This window comes from Demequina pelophila (genome assembly GCF_000971175.1).
GTDB classification, from domain to species: Bacteria; Actinomycetota; Actinomycetes; order Actinomycetales; family Demequinaceae; genus Demequina; species Demequina pelophila.
Window position 1 is genome coordinate 118,287 of the sequence record NZ_BBLY01000006.1, and the last position, 16,384, is coordinate 134,670.

At 72.3% G+C, this 16,384-nt stretch carries 17 protein-coding genes and 2 tRNA genes; 10 read left to right on the top strand and 9 right to left on the bottom strand.

The features are described 5' to 3' along the window. Positions 1 to 63: 63 nt before the first annotated feature. The 6 genes from AOM03_RS13030 to AOM03_RS10355 all read left to right on the top strand — a co-directional run bounded on the left by AOM03_RS13030 (position 64) and on the right by AOM03_RS10355 (position 5,497). The gene (locus AOM03_RS13030) at positions 64 to 1,146 is read left to right on the top strand and encodes a polyprenyl synthetase family protein (protein ID WP_062381072.1); all 1,083 of its coding nucleotides are present in this window, start codon (positions 64 to 66) and stop codon (positions 1,144 to 1,146) included. Further along, a complete protein-coding gene (locus tag AOM03_RS13035) occupies positions 1,143 to 2,069 on the top strand; it encodes a phytoene/squalene synthase family protein (RefSeq protein ID WP_227589966.1) in 927 nt (308 codons plus the stop codon). The genes AOM03_RS13030 and AOM03_RS13035 overlap by 4 nt, the downstream gene beginning before the upstream one ends. Beyond that, positions 2,066 to 3,814, top strand: a complete 1,749-nt coding sequence (crtI, locus tag AOM03_RS13040) for a phytoene desaturase family protein (RefSeq protein ID WP_227589967.1) — start codon at positions 2,066 to 2,068, stop codon at positions 3,812 to 3,814. Before AOM03_RS13035 ends, crtI begins: the two co-directional genes overlap by 4 nt. Further along, entirely contained in the window at positions 3,811 to 4,170 is a 360-nt protein-coding gene (locus tag AOM03_RS10345; protein ID WP_062381074.1) for a lycopene cyclase domain-containing protein, read from the top strand. The genes crtI and AOM03_RS10345 overlap by 4 nt, the downstream gene beginning before the upstream one ends. Then, a complete protein-coding gene (locus tag AOM03_RS10350; RefSeq protein WP_062381076.1) occupies positions 4,167 to 4,544 on the top strand; it encodes a lycopene cyclase domain-containing protein in 378 nt (125 codons plus the stop codon). The genes AOM03_RS10345 and AOM03_RS10350 overlap by 4 nt, the downstream gene beginning before the upstream one ends. Before the next feature lie 86 nt (positions 4,545 to 4,630). After that, entirely contained in the window at positions 4,631 to 5,497 is an 867-nt protein-coding gene (locus AOM03_RS10355; RefSeq protein ID WP_062381165.1) for a prenyltransferase, read from the top strand. A gap of 240 nt (positions 5,498 to 5,737) precedes the next feature. On the opposite strand, the gene AOM03_RS10360 is transcribed toward AOM03_RS10355, so the two are convergent. Genes AOM03_RS10360 through AOM03_RS10365 form a run of 3 tightly spaced genes read right to left on the bottom strand, consistent with a single transcriptional unit; the run spans position 5,738 to position 7,349 of the window. Continuing rightward, positions 5,738 to 6,364, bottom strand: a complete 627-nt coding sequence (locus tag AOM03_RS10360) for an aminodeoxychorismate/anthranilate synthase component II (protein WP_062381078.1) — start codon at positions 6,362 to 6,364, stop codon at positions 5,738 to 5,740. Further along, positions 6,361 to 6,528, bottom strand: a complete 168-nt coding sequence (locus AOM03_RS12745; protein ID WP_156157710.1) for a hypothetical protein — start codon at positions 6,526 to 6,528, stop codon at positions 6,361 to 6,363. The genes AOM03_RS10360 and AOM03_RS12745 overlap by 4 nt, the downstream gene beginning before the upstream one ends. Next, positions 6,525 to 7,349, bottom strand: a complete 825-nt coding sequence (locus AOM03_RS10365) for a class E sortase (protein WP_082092335.1) — start codon at positions 7,347 to 7,349, stop codon at positions 6,525 to 6,527. The genes AOM03_RS12745 and AOM03_RS10365 overlap by 4 nt, the downstream gene beginning before the upstream one ends. Before the next feature lie 123 nt (positions 7,350 to 7,472). Between AOM03_RS10365 and AOM03_RS12820 the strand changes: the two genes are divergently transcribed. Next, positions 7,473 to 7,724, top strand: coding sequence for a cell division protein CrgA (locus AOM03_RS12820; RefSeq protein ID WP_062381082.1), 252 nt, complete (start codon positions 7,473 to 7,475; stop codon positions 7,722 to 7,724). A gap of 152 nt (positions 7,725 to 7,876) precedes the next feature. Here the strand turns inward: AOM03_RS12820 and AOM03_RS10375 are convergent, their stop codons facing one another. Both AOM03_RS10375 and AOM03_RS10380 read right to left on the bottom strand, forming a co-directional pair. Then, positions 7,877 to 8,665 carry a rhomboid family intramembrane serine protease gene (locus tag AOM03_RS10375; protein ID WP_082092336.1) on the bottom strand — a complete coding sequence of 263 codons (789 nt, stop codon included), beginning with the start codon at positions 8,663 to 8,665 and terminating at the stop codon, positions 7,877 to 7,879. Positions 8,666 to 8,668: 3 nt separating this feature from the next. Further along, entirely contained in the window at positions 8,669 to 9,208 is a 540-nt protein-coding gene (locus AOM03_RS10380; protein WP_062381088.1) for a peptidylprolyl isomerase, read from the bottom strand. A gap of 87 nt (positions 9,209 to 9,295) precedes the next feature. On the opposite strand from AOM03_RS10380, the gene AOM03_RS10385 reads away from it, so the two are divergent. Both AOM03_RS10385 and AOM03_RS10390 read left to right on the top strand, forming a co-directional pair. Further along, positions 9,296 to 10,201 carry a hypothetical protein gene (locus tag AOM03_RS10385; protein WP_062381091.1) on the top strand — a complete coding sequence of 302 codons (906 nt, stop codon included), beginning with the start codon at positions 9,296 to 9,298 and terminating at the stop codon, positions 10,199 to 10,201. Between the two features lie 95 nt (positions 10,202 to 10,296). Next, positions 10,297 to 10,623 (top strand): cation transporter, encoded by a 327-nt coding sequence (locus AOM03_RS10390; RefSeq protein ID WP_062381093.1) that lies wholly within the window; start codon positions 10,297 to 10,299, stop codon positions 10,621 to 10,623. 46 nt (positions 10,624 to 10,669) lie between these two features. Here AOM03_RS10390 and AOM03_RS10395 read toward each other — a convergent pair. The 3 genes from AOM03_RS10395 to AOM03_RS10405 all read right to left on the bottom strand — a co-directional run bounded on the left by AOM03_RS10395 (position 10,670) and on the right by AOM03_RS10405 (position 11,970). Continuing rightward, positions 10,670 to 10,745: transfer RNA gene (locus tag AOM03_RS10395), tRNA-Ala, on the bottom strand. A 105-nt stretch (positions 10,746 to 10,850) separates the two neighbouring features. Then, a tRNA-Ile gene (locus AOM03_RS10400) sits at positions 10,851 to 10,927 on the bottom strand. Positions 10,928 to 11,004: 77 nt separating this feature from the next. After that, on the bottom strand, positions 11,005 to 11,970 hold the full coding sequence (locus tag AOM03_RS10405) for a DUF3566 domain-containing protein (RefSeq protein WP_062381094.1): 966 nt from the start codon (positions 11,968 to 11,970) through the stop codon (positions 11,005 to 11,007). 171 nt (positions 11,971 to 12,141) lie between these two features. Between AOM03_RS10405 and AOM03_RS10410 the strand changes: the two genes are divergently transcribed. Next, complete coding sequence (locus AOM03_RS10410; protein WP_062381097.1) at positions 12,142 to 14,487, top strand: bifunctional lysylphosphatidylglycerol flippase/synthetase MprF; 2,346 nt, start codon at positions 12,142 to 12,144, stop codon at positions 14,485 to 14,487. Between the two features lie 125 nt (positions 14,488 to 14,612). Here the strand turns inward: AOM03_RS10410 and AOM03_RS10415 are convergent, their stop codons facing one another. Beyond that, a complete protein-coding gene (locus AOM03_RS10415) occupies positions 14,613 to 16,133 on the bottom strand; it encodes a SulP family inorganic anion transporter (protein WP_062381099.1) in 1,521 nt (506 codons plus the stop codon). Positions 16,134 to 16,384: the final 251 nt, after the last annotated feature.

The following is a 16,384-nucleotide window of genomic DNA, read 5'->3' on the forward strand; positions in this document are numbered from 1 at the left end:
AACACCCCAACCGCACCCCCGGAGGCGTGATGCCCCCGGGGGTGCGGTGTCTATGCTGGGAAAATGTCCCCCACGCTCACCGTCGCGAGCCTCCACGACTTCGTCACGGAGCGCCTTCCCGAGGTTCAGCACACCCTCGACGATCACGTCGCCCAGGCGACGTCGGAGCTGCCCGCCGCCGGCACCGACTACCGCGACCTGTGGCACACCGTGGGCCGCCAGTTCGCCGGCGGCAAGAAGCTCCGCCCGTCCCTGACCCTCGCCGCGTACGCGGGGCTGGGCGGTGAGGATCCGGCCGCGGCGGTCCCCGTCGCGGCCGCGATGGAGATGCTCCACACCGCCATGCTCATCCACGACGACATCCTCGATCACGACGAGGTCCGGCGCGGCCGACCCAACGTCGCGGGGGCGCGCCGTGCGGCGCTGGCGGGCCGCCGCCTCGCGCCCGCGCAGACCGACGACCACGTGCTGGCCGCCGCGCTGCTGGGCGGAGACCTCGCGCTGTCCTCGACCTACGACCTCATCTCCCGCGCGGACCTCCCGGCCCACCACCGCATCGCCTGCCTGGACCTGGTGACCCGCGCGATCCGCACCACCATCGCCGGGGAGCTGCTCGACATGTACGCGGACATGGTCGAGCCCGAGGCCGCGAACTCCCTGCTCGTCGCGGAGCTCAAGACCGCGGCGTACTCGGTCGTGGTGCCGCTGCTCGCGGGCGCGCAGCTGGCCGGCGCGGACCCCACCATGGTCACCCACCTGGAGAAGCTGGGATCCTCGCTGGGCCTGAGCTTCCAGCTGGTCGACGACGACCTGGGCGTGTTCGGCGACCCCGAGGTGACGGGGAAGTCGGTCCTGTCGGACCTGCGCGCGGGCAAGCGCACCGAGCTCATGCGGCTGGGATTCCTGCAGGCCGATGCACCGGGCCGGGCGATCCTCGAGGACGCCCTGGGGGATCCTCGCCTCGACGAGGACGGTGCGGCGCGGGTGCGCGAGGTGCTCGAGGCCTCCGGTGCCCGCGAGCGCGCGCTGCGGGCCGCGCGCCAGCACGCGCGCCGCGCGCGCAACGTGGCCTACGAGCGCGTGCCCAGCCCGCTCTCGGGTTACCTCGTGGACCTCATCGACGGACTCGAGGGACGCGCGTCGTGAGGCCGGCGTCGCCGCGACGGCGGGGGCGCCCGGACGCCAACGCGTCCGCTCAGGACTCGCCTTCCACGCCCGCCTCCCCCACCTCGCTGGACCTGTACGAGCGGGCCTCCCGCGACGCATCGTCCCGGGTCCTGGCCCTGTACTCGACGAGCTTCGGCGCGGGCACGCGGATGCTCGCGCCCGCGATGCGGCGTCACATCGAGGCGGTGTACGCGATGGTGCGGGTCGCCGACGAGATCGTCGACACCTACCGCGGCGACGATGCCGGGGAACTGCTCGACGCCTACGAGCGCGAGGTGGGCGCGGCGATGGAGCGCGGCTTCTCGACGGACCTGGTGGTGCACGCCTTCGCGGTCACCGCCCGCGCGGTGGGGATCACGCGCGCGCAGGTGGACCCGTTCTTCACGTCGATGCGCCGCGACCTGGACCCCGTGCCGCACACGCAGGAGTCGTTCGAGCGGTACGTGTTCGGCTCCGCGGAGGTGGTCGGGGAGATGTGCCTGGCCGCGTTCCTCAACACCGGGACGGGCCCGCGGCCGCTGCCCGAGACGGCCGTCGAGGGAGCGCGGAGGCTCGGGGCCGCGTATCAGAAGGTCAACTTCCTGCGGGATCTGGGCGTGGACGACGGCGAGCTGGGGAGGTCCTACTTCCCGGGCGTCACCGCACGGTCCCTCGACCAGCCCACCCTGGAGCGGCTGGTCACGGACTGCCGCGCGGACATGGAGGCGGCGCGCGCGTGCCTGCCGGCGCTGCCGAGGCGGGCACGGGTCGCCGTGGCCGCGACCCTCGCGATCTACACCCGGCTGCTCGACCGGATCGCGGCGACGCCCGCCCAGGAGCTGGTCGCGACGCGGGTGCGGGTGCCCGATCCGGTGAAGCTGGGCCTCGCCGCCCGCTCCGCCCTCACCGGGGGCCGGGCGTGAGCGCGCCGCGCATCGTCGTGATCGGCGGCGGCGTGGGCGGCCTGGCGACCGCGGGCCTGCTCGCCCGTGGAGGCGCACGGGTGACGCTGCTCGAGGCGCGCGACCAGCTGGGCGGTCGGAGCGGGCGGCTCGAGGTGGACGGCCACGTGTACGACACTGGCCCGTCCTGGTACCTCATGCCGGAGGCGTTCACCCAGTTCTTCGCGCTGATGGGACGCGACGTCGAGCGCGAGCTCGACCTCATCGAGCTGGACCCGCGCTACCGGGTGTTCTTCGAGGGCGAGGACCCGGCCGGTCCCGCGGAGCTGCTCGAGGTCTCCGCCGACGCCGAGGAGAACTGGCGCCGGTTCGACGCGCTGTCCCCCGGCGAGGGCGCGGCCGTGCGCGCCTACGCGGAGGACGCCGGCGACCTCTACCGGCTCGCGCTCGAGCGCTTCCTCTACACGACGTACGCCCGCCCGGAGCGCGTCGTGTCCGCCGAGGTCGTACGGCGGCTCCCCGAACTGGGACCCCTGCTGGTCCGCTCGCTGGGCGCGCGCATCGCCTCCCGCATCCGCGACCCGCGCCTGCGCCAGATCCTGGGCTTCCACGCGGTGTTCCTGGGCTCCTCGCCGTCCCGCGCGCCCTCGCTGTTCTCGCTCATGAGCCACCTGGACCTCACCTCCGGCGTCAAGTACCCCCGCGGCGGCATGTACGCGGTCATCGACGCGCTCGCGCGCGTCGCGCGCGAGGAGGGCGCGGACCTGCGCACGGGTACCCCCGTCGAGCGCATCCTGGTGGACGATGCGGGGCTCGCCACCGGCGTGGCGCTCGCCTCCGGGGAGACCATCGAGGCCGATGCGGTGGTGTCCGGCGCGGATCTCCACCACACCGAGACGGTTCTGCTCGACGCGCCCCACCGCACCCACCCGGAGGATCGCTGGCGCCGACGGGACCCCGGTGTGAGCGCGCTGCTGGTGCTCGCCGGCGTCGACGGGCCGCTGCCCGAGCTCGCCCACCACAGCCTGTTCTTCTCCCGCGACTGGGAGGGCAACTTCGGTTCCATCGCCGCGGGAGCCGTGCCGCCGCTGCCGGCGTCCATCTACGTCTCGCGCACCACCGCCACCGAACCGGGCCTCGCCCCGCCCGGACGCGAGAGCCTGGTCATGCTCGTGCCGTTCCCGGCCGAGCCCGCGCTCGGGGCGACCGCCTCCTCGAGGGCGGAGCTCGCCGACTACGCCGGCCGCGCGATCGACCAGGTGGGTGCCTGGGCCGGTGTGCCCGGCCTGCGCGGGCGCACGACGGTGCACCGGATCCTCACTCCGTCCGACTTCGAGACCGACCTTCACGCGTGGCGGGGCGGGGCCCTGGGCCTCGAGCACACGCTCGCCCAGTCGGCGCTGCTGCGCCCGGCCAACGTCTCGCGGAAGGTGGGAAACCTGCTGTACGCGGGCTCGTCGACCACGCCGGGCATCGGGGTGCCGCTGTGCCTCATCTCCGCGGAGCTGGTGGCGAAGCGCCTGCTGGGCGCCGTGGACGCGGGTCCGCTGCCCACCCCGGCGCCGCCGGGATTCCTGGGCAGGTCTCGGGCGTCCGGGGTGCTGGGGGACCTCGCGCGGCGGGCGGGCCGCGCGTCCGGAGGCTCGGACCCGGCTCCGGCTCCGGCCCCGGCCCCGGCCCCGAGCCACGGGGACATCACCCCGTTGGATCCGACTCACGGGGACGTCTCCCCGCAGGATCCGACTCACGGGAGCGTCACCGCATGAGTCAGTTCACTTACTTGGCCGGCTTGGCGGTGTCGCTGGGCGCGTTGGCCCTCATCGACCGACGCTGGCGCCTCGCGCTGTTCGACCAGCCGCGGCGCGCGGCACTGACCGTGGCCGCCACCGTCGTGTTCTTCCTGCTGTGGGACCTCATCGGGGTCGGACTGGGAATCTTCTTCGTGGGGGACTCGCCCTACCTCACGGGGTGGCACGTCGCGCCCGAGGTGCCGATCGAGGAGCTCGCCTTCCTCACCCTGCTCGGGTACCAGACACTCCTCCTGTGGCGGGCGTTCGACCGGCGGACGGGCTCGACCGGCGCGGCCTCCGGCCCCGCGGTCTCGCCCGGAGGCGCGGCATGATCTACGTGCTGCTCTCCATCGCCGTGCTGGCGATCCTCGCGCTGGCGACGGTTCCCGTGCTCACGCGGCTGCCGCATCGTCCCCTGGTGCTCACCGCGCTGGTGCTGGTCGCGCTCACCGCGGTCTTCGACAACGTCATCATCGGGCTCGGGATCGTCGACTACGACCCCGCGCGCATCTCCGGCCTGCGGCTGGGCGTGGCGCCGGTCGAGGACTTCGCGTACACGATCGCAGCCGTGCTGCTGGTCCCCACGTTGTGGACGCTGTTCGCGCCACGCACGCGCGACGCCGCCGCCCCCGACGCCACCGCGCCTGACGCCGCCGCCCCCGACGCCACCACCCCCGCGGTCCGGGACAGTGAGGACCGCTCTTGAGCCCCGAGCGCACCGTGCGGGACAACGAGGACCGCCGGCCGGACCGCCAGGCGCGGCGCGACCGCCCGCTCGCACTCCTCGGCAGCATCGTCAAGGCCTCGCGCCCCGTCTCCTGGATCAACACGGCCTTCCCCTTCGCGGCCGCCTATGCGCTGGTGGTGCGCGACGTCGACGCGGTGCTGATCGTGGGCACCCTGTTCTTCCTGGTCCCGTACAACCTGCTGATGTACGGCATCAACGACGTGTTCGACTACGAGTCGGACCTGGCGAACCCGCGCAAGGGCGGCATCGAGGGCGACGTGATCCGCGACCGCGAGCACGCGCGCCGCGTGCACCGCGCCATCCTGTGGGCCTGCGTCGTCACTGTCACGCCGCCACTGGCCTGGCTGCTGGTGCAGGGCAGCGCCGGCGCCGCGGTGACGCTCGCCCTCGTCGTGTTCGGGGTGATCGCGTACTCGGCGCCCGGGCTGCGGTTCAAGGAGCGGCCGTTCCTCGACTCCCTGACGTCGGCGCTGCACTTCGCGGGTCCGCTGATCTACGCGCTCGTGGTCGCGGGCGCCCCGCTGACGGCCCGGGTGGCCTGGCCGGTGTGGACGGCGTTCATCCTGTGGGGAATGGCCAGCCACGCCTTCGGCGCGGTGCAGGACGTGCGCGCGGACCGGGAGGGCGGGATCGGGTCGGTCGCGACCGTCATCGGCGCGAGGGCAACCGTGTGGTTCGCGATCGGGCTGTACGGCGCATCGTCCCTGGTCCTGCTCGCCCAGCCGTGGCCGGGCACCCTCGCCGCGGTACTGCCGCTTCCCTACCTGATCTCGGTCGCGCGGTTCGCGCGCATCACGGACGAGACGTGCGAGGACGCGAATCGTGGCTGGCGCACGTTCCTGTGGCTCAACCAGCCGGTGGGGTTCGCGGTGACGATGCTGCTCATCGCCATCGCGAGCGGCTGGCTGTAGACCGACCGGCGGCCAGCACACGAGTGGACGGCGACCGGTCGGCGAGCGGCCGGCGAGCGACCGGCGAGCGACCCGCGACCGGTCGGCGTCTCGCGAGGTGCTCAGTGCCCGTTTTCCGTGTTTTTGAGCACTCAGCACCTCCTAGGATGCGGCATCGCAGCCGCCGGGCACTCAGCACCTCCGGGGAAGCAACGCCGCGATTGTCCGGGGACGCAGAGCCGCAGCCACGGCACCAGCGCGCTACTGCCGCACGAGCGGGCTGAGCCCCGCGGCGCGCCCCTCGGCGTCGGGCATGCCGCACGCCTCGAGCCAGTTGGCCAGCAGCCGGTGACCGCCCTCGGTCAGCACGGACTCGGGGTGGAACTGGACGCCGTGCAGGGGGAGCGACCGGTGGCGCAGCCCCATGATGATGCCGTTGGCCGTGGTGGCCGTGACCTCGAGCTCGTCCGGCACGGTGGGGTTCTCGACCGCGAGCGAGTGATACCGCGTCGCGGTGAACGGCGAGGGCAGGCCCGCCAAGACCGACGAGCCCGAGTGAGTCACCTGCGAGGTCTTGCCGTGCATGAGCTCGGGCGCGTGCGAGACCACGCCGCCGTAGACCTCCGCGAGCGCCTGATGTCCCAGGCAGATGCCCAGCATGGGCACGCCCGTGGCCGCGCACTCGCGGATCACGTCCATCGACGCGCCGGCCTCGTGCGGGGCGCCGGGCCCGGGGGAGATGAGCACGCCGTCGTAGTCGCCGACGTCGCCCACCTCCGCGACGGCATCGTTCCTCACCACCACGGTCTCCGCGCCCATCTGGCGCAGGTAGCCCACGATCGTGTAGACGAACGAGTCGTAGTTGTCCACCACGAGGATGCGCGTCATGGCATGGCCTCCACACTCTGGTCCTGGATGTCAAAGGTAACGGAGACCCACGGGAACACCCACGTGAACAGGGCCATCACCACGCCGGCGGCCAGCACCAGCAGCATGAGCACGCGCAGCAGCGCGGGGCCGGGCAGCACGCGCCAGATCCACGGGAAGATCACGGCTGGGGCACCTCCTCGAGGATCTCGGCCGGCACCGCATCGCCCACGGGGGCCCAGTACTCGAGCACGCCGTGCACGATGTACCGCTCCGCCGCCGAATACATCGGGTGGCACGAGGTCAACGTGATGTAGTGGTCGTCGGGCTCCGCCCCGGGCGCGCCCGGCACGGGAGCGATCACCTCGACCTGGCTCGGCGTCACGATCAGGTGTTCGCCCGCTCGGTAGACGTACCAGTTCTCCGCCGTCTGGATGACGATCGCGTCGCCCTCCTGGAGCTCGGCGATACGGTTGAACGGCTTGCCGTACGTGGTGCGGTGCGCGGAGATGGCGAAGTTGCCCAGGCCGCCCGGCATCGCGGTGCCGGGGTAGTGCCCGATGCCCAACGTGTCGAGGACGTCGCGCCGGGTCACGCCCTCGGAGACGGGCTTGACGTAGTCGGATCCCCAGCGGGGCACGTACATGGTGGCGAACGTCTCGGTGAAGCCCACCTCGTCGGGGACCGGCGCATCGGCCGGCGCGCCCTTGTCCTCGTCCGCGATGACCAGCGGGACGTCGGCCTCGGGCACCTCGTCCACATCCCCCGCCGGAGCATCGGCGGCGGCCTCGACGGGGCCCTGGTAGGCCCACTCGAGCGACTCGACCAGCGCCTCCTGCTCACGGTCGGAGGTGACGTCCGTGTAGAAGAGCTGCCACACCACATACAGGCCCAGGACGGCGCCCGCGATGATGAGCAACTCGCCCACGAGCGCCAGGAGCCGATCGGAGAGCCGGCCGCCGCGCGCGTGGTGGCGCGGCGACTCGGTATCGGCGGGTGCGGTCATCGTCACACCAGCGTACGCGAGGCCCCTTCCCGCCCGGTATCGCGGTATGCGCGCGGGTATCCTGATGGGCAGTCAGATCGACCGCCCGCGGTGCGGGCGCACGGAACGAACAATGGAGCAAACGTGCCCTTCTCGAAGAAGCGCGACGACGTCGAGACCTTCAAGGCGCCCAAGAACTTCGGCAAGCCCAAGTCCGACAACCCCAAGTGGCTGCTGCCCACCGCCCTGACCCTGCTGGTCCTGGGTCCGGTGTGGATCGTCATCTACTACGTCTCCAAGGCGCAGTTCCCCATCCCGGAGATCCGCGACTGGAACCTCGCGTTCGGCTTCGTCTTCATGGCGGCCGGGATGGTGCTCCTCACACGCTGGAAGTGAATCACACCGGTGTAGTTATCCCCACGACAGTCCACAGTCGGGGATAACTACACCGGTGTTGTTTTCCACCATTGGGGACAGCGCTGGGGATAACTACACGGGTGTAGTTAGAGGCATCGACCGGGGACGATGCGCCGGCCGGGGGCCGCGCGTCAGGAACGGGGGGCGCGCTGAGGCGCCCGTCCCACCCAGTGCAGCATGGCGGCCATGGTGGCCGCGCCGGCGACCGCTCCCCCGAGGTGGCCCTGCCAGGAGATGCCGGGCACGACGAAGCCGAGCACCAGCCACAGGCCGGCCGTCGTGACGAGCGAGCGGTAGTCCAGCTTCAGCTTGACCAGCACGACCGCGTACGCGGCGATCAGGCCGAAGATCGCGCCCGAGGCGCCGCCGTGCACGCCGCCGTTCGCGAGCAGCATCACCGACGCCGAGCCGCCCAGGAGCGACAGCACGTAGAGCGCCAGGAAGCGCAGGCGCCCCATGATCGGCTCGAGCTGCGTGCCGAACTGGAACAGCACCAGCATGTTCATGCCCAGGTGCAGCAGCCCGAAGTGCAGGAATCCCGAGGAGAGCCAGCGGTACCACTCGTCCCCGCCGCCCAGCACGAAGTCCGCGTAGATCCCGGGGTTGGGGATGAGCGCCCACTCGACGCGCCAGGCTCCGGTGCCCAGCACGTAGGTGCCGTACAGGTACGCCAGCACGTTGAGCCCGATGAGGGCGTAGGTGACGTACGGGGTGCCGAAGGCGGAGGTGAAGCCCAGGCGGTTGACGACGCTGCGCTGCGACCGTTGCGCCTGCGCCACGCAGTCCACGCACTGGATGCCCACCGCCGCGGGCCGTTGGCACTCCGGACACGTGGGACGGCCGCAGCGCTGGCAGCGGACGTACGAGACGCGATCGGGGTGCCGCGGGCACGTGGGCGTCGCGGCGGCGGGCTCCGTCACGCGTTACTCGGTGACGGTGACGCCGGTGATGATGACGTCCTCGAGCGGGCGGTCACGGCCGTCCGTCGCGGTCGTGGCGATCGCGTCGACCACGGCGCGCGACTCGTCGTCGGCGACCTTGCCGAAGATGGTGTGCTTGCCGTTGAGCCAGCTGGGCTTGTCGACGGTGATGAAGAACTGCGAGCCGTTGGTGCCCGCGGGCTTGCCGGTGATGGGGTTGAGGCGCTGGCCGGCGTTGGCCATGGCGAGCAGGTAGGGCTCGTCGAAGCGCAGCTCGGGGTGGATCTCGTCGTCGAAGGTGTAGCCCGGGCCGCCGGTGCCGGTGCCCAGCGGGCAGCCGCCCTGGATCATGAAGCCGCCGATGACGCGGTGGAACGCGAGTCCGTCGTAGAACGGCTCGGTGCTCTTCTGGCCGGTCTGGGGGTCCTTCCACTCCTTCGCGCCGGTGGCGAGACCGACGAAGTTCTTGACGGTCACGGGGGCGTGGTTGGGGAACAGCTCGATGCGGATGTCGCCTGCGGTGGTCTGAAGAGTTGCGATCATGCGCGCCATTCTTCCACGCTGGTCGCAACCGTGCGCCCTAGGTGGCACGATGGGATACCAGGGGTCCCCCTAGGTGAGGAGCACAGCATGAAGAAGGTGTCATTCCAGGGCTTCGACGCGGACAAGGCCCGCGACCAGGCCGCCGAGGCCGCCAAGGCGGCGCGAGACGCGGCCCACGAGGCGCAGCTCGCGGCCACGGAGGCCGCCAAGCGCGCCAAGGAGTGGGCGGGCCCCCAGTACGAGAACGCCAAGGACTGGGCCGAGCCGCAGTACGAGAAGGCGAAGGCGTGGGCCACGCCGCGCGCCAAGAAGGCGTACCACGCCGGTGCGCGCAAGGCGTCGCCGTACGTGCACCAGGCCGGCGACAAGGCCTCGCAGTGGGCGGACGTCGCGCACGCCGCGATCGTCGGCGCCGCCATCCCGGCCGTCGTCGCAGCGGTGGACAACGCCGCGAAGGAGCCCAAGAAGGGCGGCGTGGGTCGCGTGCTCGTGCCGCTGGCCCTCGTGGCCGCCGCCGGCGCCGCCGTGGTCGTGTGGGCGCGTCGCGACCCGGGCCGCGACCGCTGGGCCGGCGAGGACGAGGAGTGGGAGTTCGCCGCCGAGGGCGACATCAAGGACCAGGTGCGCCGCAACGTCAACAAGGCCGTCGACGCCGCCGCCGACGCCGCGCGCAAGGCCGCGGAGGCCGCCACCGCCGCTGCCGCCGCCGCGACGGAGGCCGTGCAGGAGAAGGCCGGCCCGACGATGGACAAGCTCCGCGAGGCCGCCGGCCCCGCCGCCGAGTCGATCAAGGACACGGTGGTCGCCGAGGCCAAGAAGGTCGCCGAGGTCGCCGGCCCCGCCGCCACCCACGTCAAGGAGACCGCGGTCGCGGAGGCCAAGAAGGTCCGCGAGGCCGCCGAGGACGCGCGCAGCCGCGCGACCGACGAGGTCGTCTCCGCGATCGACGACGCCGAGGACGTCTGGGAGGACGAGGCCGAGAAGAAGGCCTGACCCTCTCGCCATCGCACGACGGGCGCCCCCACCGCATGGTGGGGGCGCCCGTCGCATGTGACCTTGCCCCGCGCTGGAATCTCTACAGTGGTGGCATGACAGACACCGCAGCCACCCCGACCACCACCCTCCGCCTCGAGATCTCCGGCATGACGTGCACCAGCTGCTCGACGGCCGTGACCGGCGCCCTGACCGCCCTGGCGGGCGTGCGCAGCGCCGCCGTCGACCACGAGGTCGGCACCGCCGTGGTCGCCCTCGAGCCGGGCACGAACGCGGAGGACTTCGCCTTCGCCGCGGATGCCGCCGTCCACGACGCGGGCTACACGCTCGAGGCGGCCTCGCTGCTGCTCGCGGGCGCCTCCGCCACGGCCGACGCCTCGGAGAAGGCCGGCGGCTGCTGCGGGGGCGGCTGCTGCCGCTGAGCCCCGGAGACGCGAACGGCCCCCTCCGCGGAGGGGGCCGAACCGTTGGTGGAGCCTAGGGGACTCGAACCCCTAACCCCCTGCTTGCAAAGCAGGTGCGCTACCAATTGCGCCAAGGCCCCGTCGCCGGGCGAGGTGCCGGCTGCCGGTCGCACCAGTGTACTCGGGTGCATGGATTGTGATCCGCGCCGCCCCGTCGCACCGGAGCGACGGGCATCGGATCACCGTGGTGGGCCCAGGAGGACTTGAACCTCCGACCTCTTCGTTATCAGCGAAGCGCTCTAACCGCCTGAGCTATGGGCCCTTTCGCGGCCTCACCGGCCGCGGCGCACAACTGTACCTCACGTCGGACGCGGTGCAAAATCGCGTCCGACCGGGCCGTCAGTCGTCCGTGAGAGTGACGTAGACGCCGCCCACCACGGACGACACCACGTTGTAAAGGAACGATGCGAGGGTCGCCAGGGCGGTGATGAGGACCACGTTGACGACGGACAGCAGGATCGCGGCGCTCATGATCTTGTTGCGGTCGAAGAACTGCATGATGTCGATCTCACGCTCGGTGGTGAACAGCTGCACCACCCAGTCGTTGATGAGCACGAACACGCCCATGCTGTCGAGCACGTTCCACAGCACGAAGACCGCGACGACGAACATGATGCCCACCGCGATCGACAGCAGGAAGCCCAGCTTGAGCGCCGACCACGGGTCGATGCGCGACAGCAGGACGCGGGCCTTGCGCGGGCCGCCCTTGGACTCGGGGGTGTGGAGCTCGTCGCCCTCGGTGAAGGACTCCTTGGCGCGCACGGCGTAGCCGCGGAGCTTGGCGCCGCCGGCGCCCAGCGCGGCGCCGGCCGCACCGGAGGTCCAGGCGGGGCGGGGACCCTCGGCCTGCTGGCCTGGGACCGGCTGGGCGGCCGGCTGCTGCGGGGCGGCCGCGGGCTCTGCCGTGGTGGGAGCGAAGGTCTGGGTGCGGGCCGCGGGCTGGCCGGCCGTCTGCGGCGCGCTCGTGGGCGCGGGCGTCGCGGGGGCGTACGCGCGGGGGGCGGTCGCGGCCTCGCCGGAGGCCGCCGAGCGCGGCGCGCGGGCCGCGGGGGCCGGCTGCTCGGCATCGGGCTCGAGCGTGGGGATCCCGGACGGCGCGGTCTGCGGACGCAGGGCGGTGCGCTGCGGCACGGAGCCCGTGGAGGGAGCCGGAGCGGACGGGGCGGCGGGGGCGCCGCCGTCGCTCTCGGCCTCGGGGTTCACCGGCATGAACAGGGACCGCGTCCGCGCCGCGGGCGCGTCCTCCGTCGCTCGGGGCGAGTACAGCCCCCGGCCGTTCTGGGGGGTGCGGTTGTCCGCGTTCATGAAGGCTCCTCCTCGCGCGCACTGATGCGCGCATACCGCACTAGGGTAACGGAGCCGCATGACGCGGTCACGTTCGCTCCGGCGCGACGGCCGCCTCGGGACCGCGGCCGGGTCGCGGCACGGGCCCCCGCTCCCCTCCATCACGAGGCCCCCGCGGACTAGCGTGTGGTCATGACGTCCCCGACGACCGCCCCGCCCGTCGACGAGTCTCCCGTGCGCGCGGCGCTCGGCATCCTCCGCCGCATCCCCGCCACGCTCGCGGTCACCGCCGTGGTGCTGACGGTCGGGGCGATCACCGGCGCCCTGTGGGAGTCCGCGGCGGACTCCGGCCTGGTCGATCGCTGGGGATGGGGCATCGACGCGTTCGCCGACGGGCAGTGGTACACGGCCGTCGTCGGCGTCGCCATCTCCCCCGAGCCGTGGATGTACGCGCTCATTCTGGGCACGTTCTGCGTCGGGGGCGGCTTCCTCGAGTACCGCTACGGCGCGCTGCGCATGCTGCTGGCGGTGCTGGGCACCCACCTGGCCGCGGTGCTCGTGGTGGCCCTCCTGTTCCTGGGCCTCGAGCAGACCTCGCTCGACTGGGCGCAGGAGCTCGCGCGCGTGCGGGACGTGGGGCTGAGCAACGGCGGCTTCGGCGCCGTGGGCGCCATGACCGCGGGGATGCCCCTGCTGTGGCGCCGCCGGGTGCGGCTGGTGATCTCGCTGTACGCCGTCGCGATGATCCTCTACGCGGGCCTCATCTGGGACTTCACGCACGCCGCCGCCTTCTGGATCGGCATCGCGATCGGGCCCTGGGTGGTGGGGCGCCCGCGCGAGCGCGTCGCGTGGCGGCTCGGCCCCCAGGAGGTCCGCGACATCGCGGCCACCGTGCTCGCCTTCGGCTCGCTCCACCACCTGCTGACCCGCATCTGGCCTGGCGAGGGAGGGATCCTCTCCTTCGACGCGACCACGGACGATGCGGACCTCACCACCCTGGCCCTCGTCGCATCGTCCGTGGTCGCCCTGACGCTCGCCTACGCCCTCCACCGCGGCCGCCGGGCGGCGTGGTGGTACGTCGTCCTCGCCACGTCCTTCGCGGTGGTGGTGGCCCCTCTCCTGGGGCTCACCGCGTCCGGGTGGCTCGACTGGTCGCTCGACGTCGCGCTCCTGGTCGTCCTGTTCGCGTGGCGCCGGCACTTCCGGGTCACGGGCGACAAGCGCTCGCGCCGGCGGGTGTGGCGGCGCGGACTGCTCGCCCTGGCCGGGCTCATGACGTTCACGGTCGTCGCGATCATGGCGCTGCGCGAGCAGATCGAGCCCGAGCCCACGCTGGGCACGGCGATCGGGGAGGCGGTGCTGCGGGTGGTCGGCGGCACGTCCGGGCTCGAGCCGCAGTCGACCGTGTCGCGGGTGATGCTCGACGGCATCGGCGTCGTGTGGTTCCTCGCGTTCGTGGTGTTCCTCGCCTCGCTGCTGCTCACGTCCCGGCGCCACGAGACGCACGAGTCCGTGTCCGAGCGCTTCGCCGCCCTGCAGCGCGGCACCACGGGCATGACGAGCATCGGCTACATGGCGCGCTGGGCGGGGATCTCGCACTGGATCTCCGAGGACGGCAGCGCCGGCTTCGCGTTCAAGCAGGTGGGCAACACGGCGATCGTGCTGTCCGACCCGGCCGGCCAGCCCGAGGACCTCCGCCGCACCTACGGGGAGTTCGCGGAGTTCTGCCGGTCGCGGGGCTGGCGGCTCGCGTACTTCGCGGTGTCCGAGCGCGTGCGCGCCGAGCTGGGCGAGCTGGGCATGAAGTCCATCCAGGTGGCCGAGGACACGGTGATCCGCCTGCCCGACCTCGCCTTCACGGGCAAGGCCTGGCAGGACGTGCGCTCCGCGATCAACCGGGCCAAGCGCGAGGGCGTGACGATGCGCGTGGTCCGCTACTCGGACGCACCGCGCGGGCTCAAGGACCAGCTCGAGGCCATCAGCGCCCAGTGGTCGGGCGACAAGTCGCTGCCGGAGATGGGATTCACCCTGGGGGACCTGCCCGAGGCCGACGACCCGAACGTCGAGATGCACCTCGCCGTCGACGAGGACGGCACGGTGCACGGCATGACCAGCTGGATGCCGGTCTACCGCGAGGGCGACGTGGTCGGCTGGACCATCGACATCATGAAGCGGCGCCTGGACGACCGGGTGATGTCGGGCGTCATGGAGTTCCTCATCGCCCAGTCCGCGGTCGAGTACAAGGAGGCGGGCTACGAGTTCATCTCGCTGTCCGCCGCGCCGCTGAGCTACTCGGGCGAGGTCGAGGGGTCCGTCGAGCGCCTGCTCGACATCCTCGCGGACAAGATGGAGCCCTACTACGGGTTCACGTCCCTGGAGCGCTTCAAGGCCAAGTTCAAGCCCGAGCACTTCCCGCTCTACCTCGCCTATCCGGACGAGCTCGAGCTGCCGGCGGTGGCGCTGGCGATCCTGCGCGCGTACCTGCCCGACGCGACGGCGGCGGACCTGGTCAAGGCGGCCGTCGCCAAGCCGGAGTAGCGCGGCGGCCCTGCCCCTTCGCTCCCGCCGGGCTCCTCCGGAGGCCCCTCGGCCCTGGCGGTAGCCGGGCGCTCGACTTGGGCCCGCATCGTGCCCGGATCTACCGCCAGGGGTGACGGGAAGCCCTAGTGGCCCGCCCCCAGGTGGCCGGTCATCCGGCCGTGGAACTCGCGCGAGACGGCGTTGAGGCCCACGAACTCGACCTCGGTGCCGTGGGTCGCGTACTTGTGCTCGACCGCGTCGAGCGCCGCGACGGTCGAGGCGTCCCACACGTGCGAGCCGCTCATGTCGATCACCACGCGGCCCGGGTCGCCCGCGTAGTCGAACTGGCTGTACAGGTCGTTCGAGCTGGCGAAGAACAGCTCGCCCTTGACGGTGTAGCGGCGCACGCCGTCCTCGACGGGGCCGCCCACCACCTGGGCGAGGTGCGCGACGCGGCGCGCGAACAGCACCGACGCGAGCAGCACGCCGGCCACCACCCCGTAGGCGAGGTTGTGCGTCGCCACCACGACGGCGACGGTCGTGAGCATCACGGCCGTCTCCGAGCGCGGCATGCGCCGCAGCGTCGAGACGCGGACCGAGTGCCAGTCGAACGTGGCCCACGACACGTAGATCATCACCGCGACGAGCGCGGCCATGGGGATCATCGCGACCACGTCGCCCAGCAGCAGGATGAGCACCAGCAGGAACACGCCGGCCGCGAGCGTGGACAGGCGGGTGCGGGCGCCGCCGGCCTTCACGTTGATCATCGTCTGGCCGATCATGGCGCAGCCGCCCATGCCGCCGAACAGCCCCGTGATGATGTTCGCCGCGCCCTGGCCCCAGGCCTCGCGGGTCTTGTCGGAGTGGGTGTCCGTGATGTCGTCGACCAGCTTGGCGGTCATCAGCGACTCGAGCAGGCCCACCAGCGCGAGGCCCAGCGCGTAGGGGAACACGATCTCGAGCGTCTCGAGGCTCACGGGCACGTTGGGGATGAACAGGCCGGGCAGCCCCTCGGGCAGCGCGCCCTCGTCGCCCACGGTCGGCACGGCGATCGCGGCGGTGACGGTGACCACGGTCAGCAGCACGATGGCGACCAGGGGCGCCGGCACGGCCTTGGTGAGCCGCGGCCACAGCGCGATCACCGCGAGGCCCGCCGCCACCAGGGGGTACACCACCCACGGCACGTCCGTGAGGTGCGGCAGCTGCGCGAGGAGGATGAGGATGGCGAGCGAGTTGACGAAGCCCACCATGACGGAGCGGGGAATGAAGCGCATCAGCTTGGCGACGCCGAGCAGCCCCAGCGCGACCTGAATGATGCCGCCCAGGATCACCGCGACGATCAGGTAGTGGAGCCCGTGGTCGCGAGCCAGCGGGGCGACCACGAGGGCGACCGCCGCGGTGGCGGCGGAGATCATGGCGGGCCGTCCGCCCAGGAACGCGATCGACACCGCCATGGTGAAGGACGCGAACAGCCCCACGCGCGGGTCCACGCCCGCGATGATGGAGAAGGAGATCGCCTCGGGGATGAGCGCGAGTGCCACCATGAGGCCGGAGACAAGCTCGGTGCGCAGCGTGCGCAGTTTGAAGGCCGCGCGCCAGGACGATGCGTAGGTCGCCTCCGGGACGCCGGTGGTGGTGCGCGGCGGGTGGGTCTGGGGGGACATGGGTGCTCCAGCGGTCGGTGGGCGGGCATGCGTCAGCGCGCGACATCCGTCGCGTGCGTGGAGTGGGGAGGCCTGCATCGGCCGCCGACCAGGGTAGCAAGGTGCCACCCGAGCGCCTCGTGGGGGCCGTCACGTGGGGGCCGTCTCGTCGAGTCCCCACCCTCCCGGTGGTAGCCCAGCGCACGAGGTGGGCCCGCATCGTGCCCAGTTCTACCACCAGGGCGTGGATGGGGGCCGGGGCGGGCCAGGAC

Coding starts and splice junctions, on each gene's coding strand:
- AOM03_RS10410 (WP_062381097.1), top strand. CDS start 12,142: ATGACGTCCCCGACGACCGCCCCGCCCGTCGACGAGTCTCCCGTGCGC.
- AOM03_RS10405 (WP_062381094.1), bottom strand. CDS start 11,970: ATGAACGCGGACAACCGCACCCCCCAGAACGGCCGGGGGCTGTACTCG.
- AOM03_RS13030 (WP_062381072.1), top strand. CDS start 64: ATGTCCCCCACGCTCACCGTCGCGAGCCTCCACGACTTCGTCACGGAG.
- AOM03_RS10350 (WP_062381076.1), top strand. CDS start 4,167: ATGATCTACGTGCTGCTCTCCATCGCCGTGCTGGCGATCCTCGCGCTG.
- AOM03_RS10365 (WP_082092335.1), bottom strand. CDS start 7,349: ATGACCGCACCCGCCGATACCGAGTCGCCGCGCCACCACGCGCGCGGC.
- AOM03_RS10380 (WP_062381088.1), bottom strand. CDS start 9,208: ATGATCGCAACTCTTCAGACCACCGCAGGCGACATCCGCATCGAGCTG.
- AOM03_RS10385 (WP_062381091.1), top strand. CDS start 9,296: ATGAAGAAGGTGTCATTCCAGGGCTTCGACGCGGACAAGGCCCGCGAC.
- AOM03_RS10345 (WP_062381074.1), top strand. CDS start 3,811: ATGAGTCAGTTCACTTACTTGGCCGGCTTGGCGGTGTCGCTGGGCGCG.
- AOM03_RS10415 (WP_062381099.1), bottom strand. CDS start 16,133: ATGTCCCCCCAGACCCACCCGCCGCGCACCACCACCGGCGTCCCGGAG.
- AOM03_RS10390 (WP_062381093.1), top strand. CDS start 10,297: ATGACAGACACCGCAGCCACCCCGACCACCACCCTCCGCCTCGAGATC.
- AOM03_RS10360 (WP_062381078.1), bottom strand. CDS start 6,364: ATGACGCGCATCCTCGTGGTGGACAACTACGACTCGTTCGTCTACACG.